The following is a 15626-nucleotide window of genomic DNA, read 5'->3' as shown; positions in this document are numbered from 1 at the left end:
AAGTAAACCGTGCGACGGCCCTCTTGTCATCGCGTCAGGCTGCGGCCACCGACTTCAGGAAGCCTTCGATCGCCACCTCGAGGCGCTGCGTCACCTCACGCACGGAGCGCGAGGCATGCAGGACGCGAGAGGCCGAGGCGTCCGTTCCCTGCACAGCAGAGTTGAGCTGCTGGATGTCGTCGGCCACCGCTCCCGTGCCGCTGGCAGCACTGTCGATGTCCGAGCCGATCTGGTTGGTGGTCGCGCTCTGCTCCTCCACCGCCGCGGCGATGGAACTGGCGAAGGTGTCCACATTCTCGATGGTTGCGGAAATGGTGCGGATGGCCAGCACCGCGTGCTGAGTCTCCGCCTGGATCGCCGAAACCTGACCGGCGATCTCGCTGGTGGCCTTCGAGGTCTGCGCCGCCAGTTCCTTCACTTCCGAAGCAACCACGGCGAACCCGCGTCCCGCATCCCCGGCCCGCGCCGCCTCGATGGTGGCGTTGAGCGCCAGGAGGTTGGTCTGGCCGGCAATGGCCTCGATGAGGCTCACCACGTCGCCGATACGGTTGGCGGCAGCCGCAAGGCTGGCGATCTTGTCATTGGTGGACCGGGCCTCGGCCGCCGCATTGCCGATCATGGTCGAGGTAGAGGCCACCTGGCGGGAGATCTCGCCGATGGAGCTGGTCATCTCTTCCGCCGCAGCGGCCACCGACTGCATGTTGGCCGAAGTCTGCGCGGAGGCCTCGCTCGCCGAATGCGCCCGCTCCTTGCTCTCCGAAGCGGAGTGCGACAGCTCCGACGACACGGCCTCCAGATCCACCGACGCGGTCGAAGCCTCGCCGATCATTTCCGCAGATGCCTCGCGGAAATTGAAGATCAGTTCGTCCACCATTTGCTGGCGGTTCAGCTGGGTGATGCGGGCTTCCTCCCGCGCCTGCTCCAGCTCGCGCCGCTCGATGGCATTTTCCCGGAACACATCCACCGCACGCGCCATGGCGCCGATCTCGTCCTTGCGATCCAGACCTTCGAGGACGATGGAGGTGTCGTCCTCGGCGAGCGCCCGCATCTTGTCGGTGATGTCGATGATAGGCTGGATAAGCACCCGGCCTCCCACCCACACCAGCACCAGCACGATCACCAGCACAATGGCGGCGATGCCGCCCATCATGTTGCGGGCATCCGTCACGGTCTGCAGCGCATCAGCCTTCGGCACCGTGAGAATCAGCGTCCAGCGATCGGAGCTGCCGCTGATTTCCAGCTGGCTGGCGAAGGCATAGAAGGTAGCGCTGTCATAGGTTCCGGTCAGGGTGAAGAGCAGCCGGAGCGCGCTGGTGCAGAAACCGCAAGCGGTCTTGCCTTCATCCGTATAGATCACGCGCTGGACCGCAGCGCCGCCGGCGGCCGCGCTCACCAGGCCCGACATGGCGGGATCAGTCACCGGGGTGCCAACCTTCGCGGCATCCGGATTCGCGAGCCAGTTCCCGCTCGTTCCGACCAGAGCGGCCTGCCCGGAGCCGAAGGGCTTGAGGCCGGCGACAAGACCGCCCAGCTTGTCGAGCGAGATCACTGCCGCCACGACGCCGATGGGCGCGCCATCGCGCCGAATGACAGCCGAGACGGTCACGACCTGAACGGGCCGGCCGCCATAGGACGACTCATAGGGAGGCGTCACCTGCAGGCGGTTTTCCCGCATGGCCTTCTCGTACCAGAAGGCGCTGCCGCCCTGCCGCGTCACATCCAGCTTCTCCGAGCTGACGCTGCCATCAGGGCGGCGGAAGAAGCGCACCGCCAGCCGGCCGCCGGCGTCCGAGAAAGCGTGATTGGTGAAGTCCTGATCTTTCCCATCAAGCGCGTTGGGGGCAAAGGCGAGGGTGATGCCGGCGAGATCGGGGTTTTCCGACACAAGGCCACCGATGACCGCGCCCAGCCGATCGCGATCGGCACGGCGATCCGCCACGAAACCTTCGAGCGCGGTGGCGGCGGCGCGCGCGGTCAACGCGGCCCGGTCCATCTCCCCACCGATGGAGCGTGCGGAATCCTTGGCCAGCGCCTGCCCGCGCCGCTCTGCATCGAGCTGCACGGCGGACGTCATGGTGTAAAGGCCGATCGCACCCACGATCATCAGGCCCACGCCGAAGAGTGCGGCGGCGAAGCCGACGAGCTTGGTCCGAATCCGCAAATCAGCGATACGCATGGTACCCCCCAACTGCTTCTGGACAGCGGTTCACAGCCGCCCCTCTGTTGCTTACCTATGCGCTGAGCGCGCATCAACTTCCGTTGTCATGAATGTCCCCATCCGCCTCTTCGCGCTTTGCGCAAGATCATTTTTGTGCCGGAAAGGCGTACCGAGGCGATTACGAGGGTCGGCATGCACCCTCCGGCGAGTGGGATCAGCGGAAACGGTCGGGCCGGTAAGGGATGAGCGGACGCGACGGCGCCGCCCCGCCGATGAGGTCAGCAACGAGCCGCCCCGTGATCGGGCCGCTGGCCAGCCCCACATGCCCGTGCCCGAAAGCGTGAAGGACATCCGTGCAACCCGACGCCGGGCCGATCACCGGCAGACCATCGGGCGTGGACGGGCGATGCCCCATCCAGCGGGACAGCCGCGCCTCCGGCACCACGCGCGGCAGGGCCGGGTATGTGGTCAACAGATGCTTCAGCAGCACGTCCGCCCGCTTCCAGTTCGGCGCGGCGTGAATGCCGGCAAGCTCCACCTGTCCGGATGCCCGCAGCCCTCCGATGGTCGGCGTATTGGCCATCTTGCCATCGCTGGGCATCACGGGGGTCCGAGGGGAAACCTCCGGATCGGACACCACCACGTGATAGCCACGCTCGCTGGCGAGGCTCACTCGATCTCCCGCCAGCGCCGCCAGCGGCTTCGAATGGATGCCCGCGGCGATGACCGCGCGATCGCAGGCGATGTCTCCCTGCCCGCTACGCACCGCCTTCAGACGTCCGTGGCTCATGTCGAAACCGGTCGCCAAGGCGACGACGCGCACCGCCCCGAGGCGCTCGGCGTGGCGCACCAGCCCCGCCACATAGGCGCCCGGATCCACGCAATGGGCGCCGGCTTCCACCAGTACGCCGAAGCCGTAGCGTGGATCGAGGGTGGGCTCGAAGTCCCGAAGGGCCGGTCCGTCCAGCTCCCGCCAACCGATGCCATTGTCCCGCCGCAGCCGCCAGGCCAGCGCTTCGGCCTCGAACGCCGCGCGATCGGGATAGGCATAAAGCAAGCCGCGCTGTTCAATCAGATCGGACAGTCCCGCTTCCGCCGCCAGCGCCTGATGCCGGGCCGGCGCATCGCCCAACAGTGCCGCCAGAGCGCGTGCGGTGGCCTCCACTTTCGGTACCGTGGCCCCCGCAGCGATGAAGCGCAGCAGCCAGGGCGCCAGACGCGGCAGCGCGGACCAGCGGATGGTCAGCGGGCCGAGCGGATCGAAGAGATAGCCCGGCACCTTCTTCCAGAGGCCGGGCATAGACATGGGAACGACGGAAGCCGGGCTCAGCCATGCGCCATTGCCGAAGCTGGCCGCCTGCGGACCACCGGGTGCATCCGGCTCCAGGATCGTGACGCGATGCCCGTCGCGCAGCAGTTCGATGGCGGTGGCGGCGCCGACGATCCCGGCCCCGATGACGACCACATGCAGGCTCATGGCTTGTCCCATCCGAATCGGCACGGCGCCTCAACGCTCGGCCAGAACCTTCGCGTTCGCGCGCAGCGAGGCCTCGCTCACCGTGATGCCGAGGCCGGGGCCATCGGGCACCACCACATGGCCGTCGCGATTGGCGATCCGCTCTTCCAGCACATCCTCGGTGAGGACGTGATGCGGCATGTAGAACTCGCAGCCGAGCGAGATGCCCGGCGTTGCGGCAATGAGCTGGGTGCCGGCGGCGAGGGCGATGCCGCCTTCCCACAGCGTGCCGCCATAGCCCGGTAGGCCAGCCGTGTCTGCCATGGCCATCAGGCCCTGCGCCTTGAGCAGGCCGCCACATTTCATCAGCTTCACCGAGATGGCATCGGCCGCCTGCAGACGGATGACCTCCATGAGATCCACCGCATCGAAGCAGCTTTCATCAGCGAGGATCGGTGTGTCGAGTGCGGCGGCGAAACCGGCCATGGCTTCAAGATGCCGGCGGGGCACAGGCTGCTCGATGAAGGTGGGCCGGAACACATCCACGTCACGCAGGATCTTCATGGCGCCGAAGGGCGCCAGCGCCTGGTTGAAATCGAGCCGCAGATCGATGCGGTCGCCGAATTCACCCCGCAGGGTCTCCAGAATCTTCAGCTCTTCCGCATGCGGCTTCACACCGGTCTTCATCTTGAAGACCGTGTTGCCGGCCGGAACCATGACCCGCAGGCGCTCCAGATCGGCACCGAAGTCGGGATCGGCGATGGAGAAGGACAAGGGAATGGTGTCCCGCACCCGCCCGCCCAGAAGGTCCGCGACGGACAGGCCCGTTGCCTTGCCGAGGATGTCCATGAGCGCCATCTCGACGGCCACCTTGGCCTCGCCATGACCCACCAGCACCTTGTCCATCCGTGCCATCAAGCTGCGCAGACGCTTGACGGGCGCGCCGAGGATCAGCGGCCGCAGATAAACATCCAGCGCGGAAAAGGCGGCTTCCGGCGTGCCGGTGAAGACCTCCCACGGCGCTGCCTCGCCCCAGCCGACGATACCGTCGGAACTGGTGATCTCGATGAGCACGCGCTTGACCGAGCCTTTCACATTGCCCACGCCCTGCAGGCGGGCCATCTTGATGGGGCTCTCGACGAGAAAGATGCGGATACGGTCGACGACGCTGTCCCAGCTCACGGGATGTTCCTCTGAAGTCTGCTTGATAGAAAATGCCGAACCTGACCGGAACGCCGCTCAGCCGGGCACGGCCTCGCCGCGCCGGTGGAAGTGGCTGAGGAAGGCGCGTGTCGCCTCCTCGCGCGGGGTATCGATCACGGCGCGGGCCGGCCCCTCTTCCACCACCACCCCGTCGCGCATGAACACGACACGGTCGGCGACTTCACGGGCAAAGGCGATCTCGTGGGTGACGATCACCATGGTCATGCCTTCCGCTGCCAGAGCGCGCATGACCTGAAGCACCTCGCCCACCAGTTCGGGATCGAGTGCGGACGTCGCCTCGTCGAACAGCATCACCTCCGGCTCCATGGCCAGCGCGCGGGCAATGGCCACGCGCTGCTTCTGGCCGCCGGACAGCTTGTTGGGATAGGCGTCCGCCTTGTCCGCCAGTCCCACCTTGACCAGCAGGCTGCGGGCGAGCGGCTCGGCCTGCGCCTTCGGCATGCGGCGCACGGTCAGGGGCCCTTCCATCACATTGGCGAGGACGCTCATGTGTGGAAACAGGTTGAAGTGCTGGAAGACCATGCCGGTGTTGGCCCGGAAGCGGGCGAGCGTCTTGGCGGGCGGCAACTGGCCGCTGTTTCCGAAATCGAAACTGTCCGCGCCCACGCGCACGCGTCCGCCATCGGGCGCCACCAGCAGATTCATGCAGCGCAGGAGCGTGGACTTGCCGGAACCGGATGGCCCGATCAGCGCCACCACGCCGCCGGCCTCGACGGTGAGGTTGATATCCTTGAGCACTTCGAGATCACCGAAGCGCTTGCGCAGCGCGGCCACCTCGATCTTGGGTTCCGTCATCGTGCTTTCGATCGCCATCCGAGCCCTCAATCCGTGACCGCGAGGCGGGTTTCGCCGCGCTTCACCAGCAGCGTCAGCGGGAACAGCGCCAGGAAGTAGATGATGGCGATGACCGTGTAGAGCTCAAGCGGGCGATAGCTGTCATGGGCGGCCACCTGCCCCTGATACAGCAGGTCCGGCACCGCCAGAACGGACACCAGAGACGTGTTCTTGAACTGGATGATGGACTGGTTCATCAGCGGCGGCACCATGCGCTTGAGCGCCTGCGGAAGCACCACACGCCGCATCACCTGCGAGGGCAGCATGCCGAGCGCCTCGCCGGCCTCCGTCTGCCCCTTGTCGATGGAGACGATGCCGCCGCGTATGATCTCCGCATAGAAGGAACCGCCATACAGCGACAGCGCGAGGATGCCTGCGGAGATGGCGGACATCTCGATGCCGCTCAGGATGGGCAGCGCGTAATAGAACCAGACCAACTGCACGAGCAGCGGCGTGCAGCGAAAGACCTCGATATAGGCCGAGGCCAGCCAGGCCACCGGGCGCAGTGGGGAGAGCTTGCCCAGCGCAGCCAACAGTCCGGCCACCAGGCCGAGGACGACGATGGCCACCGTGAAGCCCACGGTGACGGCAAAGCCATCCAGCAGCAGCCAGCGGTAGGTCCAGACGAGGCCAAAATCCCATTGGTACATAAAGTGCTGCCCTCAATCGACGAAACGCCTGCGGCACCGCGCCGGCCGGATGGCCGATGCGATGCCGCAGGCGGCAATCCTATGACGTCAGAGCGAGATGCCGGGCGGCATGTCAGCTTCGGTGATGCCCACCAGTTCCATATTGGAGATGATGGCCGAACGGATGAAACCCAGGCCCTTGTTATATTCGATCCAGGTGTTCACGTAATCACGCCAGGTCTTGTCCGCCTCACGCCGCAGGCCGGCGTTGGAGGTGGTGGAGAAGACCGGCGTCGGAACCAGAAGCTGGCCGATGTTCGGGTTCTTCTTCTTCACCGTCAGCGACAGCATCAGGATCAGGCACTGGGCATCCACGCGGCCGGAAAGAAGCGCCGCCGTCGCTTCGTCGGCCGCCTTCAGGCGCATGATCTGCGCCTTGGGGCACAGACGCGAGACCACGGCGTCATGGGACGAGCCGAGGTCCACGGCGATCTTCACGTCGGGATTGTTCATCTCCGCCCAGGTCTTCGGCGCGAAGTCCTTCTTGGTGAGCATGGTGAAGGCGTTGGAGAACACCGGCACCGAGAAGTCGATCACCAGCGCGCGCTTCGGAGTGGGGTTCACGCCGAAGAAGATGTCGATCTTGTTTGCTTGCAGATCGAGGATCGAATTGCCCCAGGTGGTCTCGGTGATTTCGAGCTGGCATTCCAGCTCCTCGGCGAGCGCCTTGGAGATGTCGATGTAGAAGCCCTTCCACTGCCCGGTCGAAAGGTCCTTGCTATAATAGGGAGCACCGCCGGCGACAGCGCCGATCCGCAGCTTCTTGGTGCGGCGAATGCGGTCGAAGGTGCTTTCCTCGCCCGCCGGCGCGCCCTGCGCCGCAGCAGCCGTCACGAAACCGCCCATGGCCGCAGCCACGGTACCTGCCCCCAGAAGGGCTCCGAGATTTCTGCGCGAGACCATCTTTTCCCACTCCGTTTGCTTTGTATCTTTCGGAGCGTGTTTCGCGACGGTTGTCAAATGGGGATTTGACATGCCACCGGGTCCAGCCACCCAGGCCCCCCATTTGGCCTGAAGCCCTGCCCTGGCGGCACCGGAAGATCAGTTACCTCCGGCCGGATCGCCGCGCGTCAGGCGGTGGGAGGGTGCAGAGCAAACCGGACGGCCCGGCTGATGGCGGCCGGCAGCATCGTGCCGTGGTTCTCGCCCTCAAGCAGATCGAAGCGAACCTTCAGTTGGTGGGGGGCGAGCACGCCCAGACGGCACGCCAAAGCCTCTGCTTCCTCCGCCACCCGACGCACCGAAAGCCGGGCATCGAGGGCAGGATCACCCGTGCGCGTCTCTGCACGCTCAAGCCCACCGACCGCGATCATGAGGTCGATGGGGTGCTCCAGCGGCTGCAGCCGCGACAGCCCCCCGTTCTCACCATCCAAAACCTGCTGCAAGCCGCGCCACAGCGAGGGGCTGAGCGCCACATATGAGCGAAACAGGCCGGGACGGGTCAGCAGGGCCAGGATCACGAACAGACCGCCGAAGGAATGGCCCATGAGCGTTCCGGCACGGATGTCGAGTGACAGCAAATCTGCAAAATGCGGAAGCAGTTCTTCTGCCATAGCCGAGAGGAAAGCATCATGGCCCGGCGGCGTGTAGTCCCGCTCCCTCTGTGCAAGGTCGAACGGCTCGTCGGTATCGTAGCCGAGGCCGATGACTACCGGCTCGATACACTCCGCGCCGGGCCGCAGCGCCTGCACGCGCACCGCTTCCACCAACGTGAAGAAGTGGGCATTGCCGTCGAGGATCAGGATGAACGGATGCCCGCCAACCGGCGCTGGCGTTACCGGCCAGGATGCGTCAATGCGCAGCCTGCGCCCCCGCACCGCCAGATGCCAGCGACCGGAGCGCGGCAAGGCCGCAACCTCGGGCGCCAACGACGCCAAAGGTTGCGGCCTGTCTGTCTCACTCTGTTGGCGGGACACGGTCTGCATCAATAGGTGCCGCTCACCTTCAGCCAGAAGGCCCGCGGTTCCCCGTAGAAATTGAACAGGGCCGTCGAACCCACGCGGGAATAATAGACCTCGTCGAACAGATTGGTCACGGTGAACGAGGCCTTCAGGTGATCGTTGAACTTGTAACCCAGCTGCGCGTCCCAGACCTGATAGGCACCCTGCGTCATGGTTACGCCCGCATTGGTCACATAGAAGCTGGAGACCGCCTTCACGCCGCCCGCAATCCAGGCATTGCGCAGCGTCGGATTCTGGAACTCATACTTGGTCCAGATATTGAGGTTGTCCTTCGGCGTGTAGGTACTGAAAGCGGTATTCACCTGTGAGGCCGAAGCGGTGAGATATTTGGTGTCCGTGTAGGTGTAGCCCGCATAGACCTCCCAGCCCGGCGCCAGCTTGCCCGACACCTCGAATTCGGCGCCCTGCACTTCCACCTCGCCGGCCGGCACGTAGACGCTGGCGACATTGGTGGCCAGTGCGCGATTGTTGTCATGGATCAGGAACAGCGCCGCCGACGTATTGAGCGCTCCGTCAAGGAAGGTTCCCTTCAGGCCGACCTCATACTGATAGCCTTCGCGCGGGTCGAGCGTGTTGCCGCTGGCGTCCAGCTCTGTCTGCGGCACAAAGATGCCGGTGTAGCTGCCATAAGCGGACACGTTGGGCGTGAGATCCACCACGAGGCCCGCATAGGGCGTGAACTTGCCATCGATCCCGATGGGCGTATTCGTCACCGTCCGTGCGCCGGATGAGGTGTTGGCGGTGGTGACGGTGGACGTGTTGTCATACCAGGACAGGCGTCCGCCCAGCAGCACGTGGAGTTGATCCAGCGGATTGATCTTCAGTTGGCTGTAAAGGCCCCATTGCGAAGGATCGGTCTCGGTATCGCGATTGTAGAGCGTGGTCGGGTTCGGCACCGAGTAGATGTTGAAATTGTTGATGTTGTAGGTACCGGTCAGGCTCGTGCTGGTGGGGGCGAAGAGCGAGGTCTCCACCTGCCGGTAGTCGGCACCGACGGTCAGGTTATGGCTCTGTCCGAACAGCTCGAATGGCGTGGAGATGTGGGCATCCGCCGCGAGCGAGGTCTCCCAGTATTTCGCCGCCGTGTACTGCATGCTGAAGTTGCCATAGGTGGCGGGTGCCGTGGAGATGGCACTCGCTCCGAAGGCATAGCGATAGTCCACATAGCGGTCGGAATAGCGCGCCGAGATCTTGGCCTCGCCGCCATTGTCGAGCCGATGCACCAGTTCCGCCAGATAATCGGTGCTCTCGTTGTGGAAGTCGTTCCAGGTGGCGCCCACATAGGTGCTGCGGGACACGTTGAGCAACTGACCGACACCGCCGCCGAGATTGATCCCCGGCAGGCCGTTGAAGGGCTGGACATCACGCTCCTGATGCCAGGCATAGAGGGACAGCGTTGTGTTATCAGTGATGTCGAATGCCAGCGTGCCGTAGCCGACCCAGACCTGATTGTCGTTGTTGGGCAGGAAGCCGTCCTTGCTCTGGAAGGCACCGACGATGCGCGCACGCACCGTGCCCGCCTCATTCAGCTTGCCGCCCGCGTCCACCTCCGCGCGGGTGAAATCCCAGGAGCCGTAGGTGAGATCGCCGTTGAGCGTGTAATTGCTGGTGGCTGGCTTCAGCACGCCGTTGATCACGCCGCCCGGTCCGCCGCCGATGGCCGCGCCGCCATAAAACAGGCCCGCCGGCCCCTTCAGCACGTCCACCCGGTCAAAGATCGCCAGATCCGGTTGGGTGCCATAGATGCTGGAGAGCGGCGCATAAAGGCCGTTCACCAGCATCTGGTCGATCTCATAGCCGCGCGAAACGATGGAGGAGCGGCCCTGATCGTTGGTCAGCACCACCATGCCCGTAGTCTTGCGCATGGCGTCATCCAGCTGCGACAGGTTCTGATCCTGAATGCGCTGGCTGGTAACGGTAGTGATCGACTGCGGAATTTCCTTCCATGCGGTCGGGCCTCCCGTCCCCGTGGTGGTGACGGCGGCCGTATAGCTGTCCCGACCTTCCGTAAGGACGGCCCAATTCGCGGCTTCGCCCTGCACGTTCACCGTGTCGAGGGTCACGGTGTTCTCTTGCGCACGCAGCGGATGGACGGACGCATCCATGAGACAGGCTGTCGCAAGAGCGGAGCTCGCGAGCAGCGCCGCGCGCATCATACCCTTGCGGTGAACGTGTCCGGATGTCGTCATCGTCTCGTCGCCTTCTGCCCAGATCCCCGTGAGATCTCCCGCCGTTTGTAGGCGAGGCATAGGCGGCATCTCCAGAGGCGAACCTTTGTCAAAAAGGATTCTTCGTTTGCCGGATCGTCACAGAGGCCACTATGGAATGAGTGCAGCTTTATTCAGTCCCAATCGTGCCAACGAAACAGCTGATCTCGACAGACTTTTAGAACAATAACAAATTGAATATTATTCGGGGAAACTTGACAGCGCGCCTCCCCCAACTGTCTTGATGCCTCGACATGAACGCGCGGAACACGGATATGGCCGGCACGCCGAAGGCGTCCAGCACGCCCAACCCCACCCGCATGGCCCGGCAGGCTGCATCCCGGCTGCCGTCCACGTGCGTCCGCCGCGCGGATCTCGCCACCCAGTCGCAGGCCATCGGCTCCCACTTCACCTTGCTGCGCCCCGACCTTGAAGCGGACGGTGCCGCGCTGCGGGGCAGCTATCACCTGACGCGCATGCGCTCGGGCCTCACGCTGCACACGTCGGACACCTATGAAATCCATGACCTGACCACCCGCGTTGTGCATGGTGAGGGGCTGACCATCAGCCTGTTTCTGGAGGGCATGGCCGACGTCTCCATGGGCGGCAGGCCCTTCCTGCTCGGGCCCGGCGCCAGCGGCGGCGGCGCCGAGGGCAGCTTCATCGCCTGGGCAGAAGCGGACCAGTTCGAACGGCGCGGCCGGCGCGGCACCCATGCCCGCAAGGTGAACATCTCCTTGCCCGGCGTCTGGCTGCAACAGGAAGGGCTGCCCGAACTGGAGGCCCACCGCGAATTGCTCGCTTTCAGCCGTGATCACCTCGCCAATGCCCGCTGGAAGCTGTCGCCGCATCTCGTGCGCCTCGCCGAGCAGCTTCTCGCGCCACCCGATTACGGCCCGCTGCTGCGCTCGCTCTATATGGAGAGCCGCGCCATGGAGATCGCGCTGGAGGCCCTGAGCGGCTTCGGCCGGGCGCGCTCCTCCGCCTCGCCGGCCGACCACCGCCGCATGATGCGCGTCTATGATTTCATCGAGGCGCATATGGATCGCGAGCTGACGCTGGAGGAACTGGCGCGTGACGTCGGCATGAGCGTCAGCACATTACAGCGGCGCTTCCGGGCGGTGTTCGGTGTCACCGTGTTCGAGCATGTGCGGCAGCGCAAGCTGGAGCTGGCGCGCGAAGCGCTCGCCTCGCAGGGTCTGAGCGTGGCGCAGGCAGCCTATCTGGCCGGCTATACCTCTTCCGCCAACTTCGCCACCGCCTTCAAGCGCGCCTTCGGCATGTCGCCCAAGGCAGCCCGGCAGCGCTGATTTCTCCTCGGCCAAGCTTCGTCGACCCCGGCATGCATGCCTGCCGTGTCGGAACCTCATGCCCGAGGCCGAGTTTCCCATTCACGCCCCCAGGAGACCAACAGCCGGAGAGAGCGAGCGCATGTGCGGCATTTGCGGAGAGATCAACCATGACAGCCCGGTCGGGGCGACGAACATGGACATCATGGCGCAACGCCTGCACAGCCGGGGCCCCGATGGCGGCGGCGTGTATGCGCGCGAGCATGTGGCGCTCGGCCATCGAAGGCTGCGCATCCTCGATCTGGAAGCCACATCCCACCAGCCCATGGTGGACAGCCACCTCGGGCTCGCCATCGCCTTCAACGGCTGCATCTATAATTTCCGCGAGCTGAGGCGGGAGCTGGAAGCCAAGGGCTATCGCTTCTTCTCGCAGGGCGACACGGAAGTGATCCTCAAGGCCTATCACGCCTGGGGGCCGGACTGCGTGACCCGCTTCCACGGCATGTTCGCATTCGCCATCGTGGAGATGGTGAGCGGCCGCGTGGTGCTGGCGCGCGACCGGCTGGGCATCAAGCCGCTCTATCTGGCGGACGTGGGCGGCACGTTGCGCTTTGCCTCCAGCCTGCCCGCCCTCATCGCGCCCGGCGGCATCGACACCAGCATCGATCCGGTGGCGCTGCACCACTACATGAGCTTCCACGCCGTTGTGCCGGCCCCGCTGACGCTGCTGAAGGGCGTGCGCAAACTGCCGCCCGCGACCCTTCTCACCGTGGAGCCAGACGGCCGCCGTAGCGAACGACGTTTCTGGTCCGTGGAGATGGGACCTCGGCCGGAAGACCGGGCCATGTCCATGGAGGACTGGCAGGATGCCGTACATGATGCGCTGAAGACGGCGGTCGATCGCCGCCGCGTGTCCGACGTGCCCATTGGCGTGCTGCTCTCGGGCGGTCTCGACAGCTCGGTCATCGTCGCCTTGCTGGCCGAAAGCGGGCACAAGGATCTGAAGACCTTCTCCGTCGGCTTCGAGACCGTGAATGGCATCGAGGGCAATGAATTCGCCTATTCAGATCTCGTGGCCCGGCATTTCGGCACGGATCACCAGAAGATCGTGGTCGATGCCACGCGCACACTGGATGCCCTGCCGGACGCCATCGCCGCTATGTCCGAGCCGATGATGAGCCACGACTCCGTAGGATTCTATCTGCTCTCGCAGGAGGTTTCGAAAAGCGTGAAGGTGGTGCAGAGCGGCCAGGGCGCGGACGAGACCTTCGGCGGCTATCACTGGTATGAAAAGATGATGGTCTCGAACGACCCCGTGGCGGACTATGCGCGGGTCTATTTCGACCGCGATCATGACGAAATGACCGAAGTGCTCGCTCCCGAGTATCTGGGAGAGGATTACAGCCGGCAATTCGTGGAACGCGTCTTTGACGATCACGGCACGGCATCCGCCATCGACAAGACCTTGCAGATCGACACCGACATCATGCTGGTGGACGATCCCGTAAAGCGCGTCGACAACATGACCATGGCCTTCGGGCTGGAAACCCGCGTGCCATTCCTCGACCACGAACTGGTGGAATTGGCCGCCCGCGTGCCGGCTGCGCTCAAGGTGCGCGACGGCGGCAAATATGTGCTGAAGGAAGCCGCCCGCCGCATCGTGCCCCATGAGGTGATCGACCGGCCCAAGGGCTATTTCCCGGTTCCTGCGCTGAAATACATCCGCGGCCCCTATCTCGATTTTGCCCGCGACGTGCTGAACCAGGATGCTGCCCGCCAGCGCGGCCTGTTCCAGCGCGACTATGTGGATCGCCTGCTGGCGGACCCCGAAGGCAATTTGACGCCCAAGGGCCATTCCAAGCTCTGGCAGGTCTGTGCGCTGGAGACGTGGCTGCAGGCGCAGGGCATATAGAGCGTGGACGAGAAGGTTCGGATCATAAGTCTCAGGAGGTGAGAAAATGTGCCGCTGGATTGCCTATTCCGGAAGCGCAATCACTCTTGAGCATTATGTCACCCAACCCTCCCACTCGCTGGTGGTGCAGAGCCTGCGGGCGCTGGAATCCACTGTGGGGCTCAATGGCGACGGCTTTGGGCTGGGGTGGTACGGCGCCGGCCATCCCGAGCCCGGCACCTATCACGAGGTGCGCCCGGCCTGGTCCGACGGCAATCTGAAGAGCCTGTGCCGACATCTCAGCTCGCATCTGTTCTTCGCTCATGTGCGCGCGGCCACCGGCACGCCGGTGACACGCACCAATTGCCACCCCTTCACCTTCGGGCGCTGGCTGTTCATGCACAATGGCTACCTTGCCAACTGGCCCCGCATGCGGCGCGCAGTGGAGACCATGATCCCCGACGACATCTACAATGCGCGTGGCGGCACCACGGATTCCGAAGCCATGTTCCTGGTGCTGCTCGCACAAGGGCTCGCGGACGAGAGAGCGGCGACCGATCCGGTGGAGGCCACACGAAAGCTGCTCGCCCGGCTCACCGAAATGGCCGGCGAAGAGCCTTTGCTTTTCACTGCCGCATTGTCGGATGGACAGGATCTCTATGCCTTCCGCTATGGCGTGAATGCCACCGCCAACACCCTGTATTATCGCGCCTCTCCCTCGGGCGTGGTGGTGGTGTCGGAGCCGCTGGATGATGATCGCGCCACATGGATCGAGGTGCCGTCCAACGCCGCGCTCATCGCCCGGGCCGGGCAAGGCGTGCAATTGGCACCGCTGCTGTCCTGAACTTCGATTAGATGTCCGAGCGCGCCCACGACAGTTCGCCGGCGGGCATGGCCTCGCCATGCTCCATGCGGCTGAGGCAGAGCTTCAGATGGTCCAGAAAGACGCGGGCCGCATCGGGCAGTGAGCGGCCGATCATGGACTGGACCTCGTAGCGCCGCTTCTCCACCGTGGGCGAACGCACGGGCAGCGCCACGATCTGGAACCGCCAGATGCGCGACAGCACGGTGATCCGCCCAGTCACGGTGATGCCGCCACCGATCTCGGCGAAGCGCCACAAAGCGGACATGTAGTTGGTGCTCAGCACCGGTTCCACCGCGACGCCCTCCGCACCGCAGGCGAGATCGAACAATTGGCGCGCCGTCGTGTCCGGCGCCGGCAGGGCGACGGCATGGGCCGCGATGTCCCGAAGGGTCACGTGATCCTGCCCCGCCAAAGGATGGTCGCTGGCCATCAGCGCCATGAGCGGCGCATTGCCCACCAGCTCGATGCGGACGCTCGGGTCCGGCACGAAGCCGAACGTCACGCCGAGGTCCACTTCCCCTTCCCGCACCAGCCGGGTGACGGCCTGCGGCGCAGCGACGCGCATGTCGAACAGGATGCCCGGATGCCGCTCGCGGAAGGTGCCGATGACCTCCGGCATGAGATCGACGGCAAAGCCCTCGGTGCAGCCGAGGCGGATGACACCGCGCTCAAGCCCGCGCAAGCGTCGGATCTCCGTGATCACCTGTTCTTCGCCCAGTTGCATGCGCCGCGCATGCTGGGCCAACAGATCGCCGGCGGGGCTCGGAACCATGCCCCGTGCCCGGCGCTCGAACAGAGGCGAGCCGAGTTGGGCTTCCAGTTTTGAGATTTGCCGGCTGATCGCGGACGCAGCAACATTCAGGCGGGCTGACGCCTCGGAGATGGAGCCGAGGCGCACCACTTCCAGAAAGTACCGCAGTGCCGCGTCCTGCACCCCGCAACCTCCCCCTCATTCTTTGCCGATCCGGCAACGATTATCGCGAAATATTCTAATTGCGATATCCGAGAAGCTCAATAATCTGACTTGCCTAGATGTTGGGCGCTAATGACCC

The 15626-nt window shown here is 64.8% G+C and carries 12 protein-coding genes; 3 read left to right on the top strand and 9 right to left on the bottom strand.

The window, feature by feature from the left end; genetic code table 11:
• Positions 1-34 precede the first annotated feature (34 nt).
• From IEW24_RS02800 to IEW24_RS02765, 8 genes are all read right to left on the bottom strand, one after another.
• Positions 35-2176 carry a methyl-accepting chemotaxis protein gene (locus IEW24_RS02800; protein ID WP_188575203.1) on the bottom strand — a complete coding sequence of 714 codons (2142 nt, stop codon included), beginning with the start codon at positions 2174-2176 and terminating at the stop codon, positions 35-37.
• A gap of 196 nt (positions 2177-2372) precedes the next feature.
• Positions 2373-3635, bottom strand: a complete 1263-nt coding sequence (locus IEW24_RS02795; protein WP_188575201.1) for an NAD(P)/FAD-dependent oxidoreductase — start codon at positions 3633-3635, stop codon at positions 2373-2375.
• A gap of 30 nt (positions 3636-3665) precedes the next feature.
• Positions 3666-4736: an enolase C-terminal domain-like protein gene (locus tag IEW24_RS02790; protein ID WP_188577287.1), complete on the bottom strand. Its 1071-nt coding sequence runs from the start codon at positions 4734-4736 to the stop codon at positions 3666-3668.
• 117 nt (positions 4737-4853) lie between these two features.
• Complete coding sequence (locus IEW24_RS02785; RefSeq protein WP_373869993.1) at positions 4854-5651, bottom strand: amino acid ABC transporter ATP-binding protein; 798 nt, start codon at positions 5649-5651, stop codon at positions 4854-4856.
• Between the two features lie 8 nt (positions 5652-5659).
• Positions 5660-6322, bottom strand: coding sequence for an amino acid ABC transporter permease (locus tag IEW24_RS02780; RefSeq protein ID WP_188575200.1), 663 nt, complete (start codon positions 6320-6322; stop codon positions 5660-5662).
• A gap of 87 nt (positions 6323-6409) precedes the next feature.
• On the bottom strand, positions 6410-7264 hold the full coding sequence (locus IEW24_RS02775; protein ID WP_188575198.1) for a transporter substrate-binding domain-containing protein: 855 nt from the start codon (positions 7262-7264) through the stop codon (positions 6410-6412).
• A 167-nt stretch (positions 7265-7431) separates the two neighbouring features.
• Positions 7432-8286: an alpha/beta hydrolase gene (locus tag IEW24_RS02770; RefSeq protein ID WP_188575196.1), complete on the bottom strand. Its 855-nt coding sequence runs from the start codon at positions 8284-8286 to the stop codon at positions 7432-7434.
• Entirely contained in the window at positions 8286-10385 is a 2100-nt protein-coding gene (locus IEW24_RS02765; RefSeq protein ID WP_188575194.1) for a TonB-dependent siderophore receptor, read from the bottom strand. The genes IEW24_RS02770 and IEW24_RS02765 overlap by 1 nt, the downstream gene beginning before the upstream one ends.
• Before the next feature lie 398 nt (positions 10386-10783).
• Here IEW24_RS02765 and IEW24_RS02760 point away from each other — a divergent pair, with 398 nt between their 5' ends.
• The 3 genes from IEW24_RS02760 (at position 10784) to IEW24_RS02750 (ending at position 14553) form a co-directional block, all read left to right on the top strand.
• Positions 10784-11839, top strand: coding sequence for a helix-turn-helix transcriptional regulator (locus tag IEW24_RS02760; protein ID WP_188575193.1), 1056 nt, complete (start codon positions 10784-10786; stop codon positions 11837-11839).
• A gap of 121 nt (positions 11840-11960) precedes the next feature.
• Positions 11961-13730, top strand: coding sequence for an N-acetylglutaminylglutamine amidotransferase (locus tag IEW24_RS02755; protein WP_188575190.1), 1770 nt, complete (start codon positions 11961-11963; stop codon positions 13728-13730).
• Positions 13731-13776: 46 nt separating this feature from the next.
• Positions 13777-14553: a class II glutamine amidotransferase gene (locus IEW24_RS02750; RefSeq protein ID WP_188575187.1), complete on the top strand. Its 777-nt coding sequence runs from the start codon at positions 13777-13779 to the stop codon at positions 14551-14553.
• Positions 14554-14560: 7 nt separating this feature from the next.
• Here the strand turns inward: IEW24_RS02750 and IEW24_RS02745 are convergent, their stop codons facing one another.
• On the bottom strand, positions 14561-15508 hold the full coding sequence (locus tag IEW24_RS02745; protein ID WP_188575185.1) for a LysR family transcriptional regulator: 948 nt from the start codon (positions 15506-15508) through the stop codon (positions 14561-14563).
• Positions 15509-15626 lie beyond the last annotated feature (118 nt).

This window comes from Azorhizobium oxalatiphilum (genome assembly GCF_014635325.1).
Lineage (GTDB): Bacteria > Pseudomonadota > Alphaproteobacteria > Rhizobiales > Xanthobacteraceae > Azorhizobium > Azorhizobium oxalatiphilum.
Note: the sequence above shows the minus strand (reverse complement) of the source record. Positions and strands in the feature narration are given on the sequence as shown.

Coding starts and splice junctions, on each gene's coding strand:
- IEW24_RS02800 (WP_188575203.1), bottom strand. CDS start 2,176: ATGCGTATCGCTGATTTGCGGATTCGGACCAAGCTCGTCGGCTTCGCC.
- IEW24_RS02795 (WP_188575201.1), bottom strand. CDS start 3,635: ATGAGCCTGCATGTGGTCGTCATCGGGGCCGGGATCGTCGGCGCCGCC.
- IEW24_RS02790 (WP_188577287.1), bottom strand. CDS start 4,736: ATGGCCCGCCTGCAGGGCGTGGGCAATGTGAAAGGCTCGGTCAAGCGC.
- IEW24_RS02785 (WP_373869993.1), bottom strand. CDS start 5,651: ATGGCGATCGAAAGCACGATGACGGAACCCAAGATCGAGGTGGCCGCG.
- IEW24_RS02780 (WP_188575200.1), bottom strand. CDS start 6,322: ATGTACCAATGGGATTTTGGCCTCGTCTGGACCTACCGCTGGCTGCTG.
- IEW24_RS02775 (WP_188575198.1), bottom strand. CDS start 7,264: ATGGTCTCGCGCAGAAATCTCGGAGCCCTTCTGGGGGCAGGTACCGTG.
- IEW24_RS02770 (WP_188575196.1), bottom strand. CDS start 8,286: ATGCAGACCGTGTCCCGCCAACAGAGTGAGACAGACAGGCCGCAACCT.
- IEW24_RS02760 (WP_188575193.1), top strand. CDS start 10,784: ATGAACGCGCGGAACACGGATATGGCCGGCACGCCGAAGGCGTCCAGC.
- IEW24_RS02755 (WP_188575190.1), top strand. CDS start 11,961: ATGTGCGGCATTTGCGGAGAGATCAACCATGACAGCCCGGTCGGGGCG.
- IEW24_RS02750 (WP_188575187.1), top strand. CDS start 13,777: ATGTGCCGCTGGATTGCCTATTCCGGAAGCGCAATCACTCTTGAGCAT.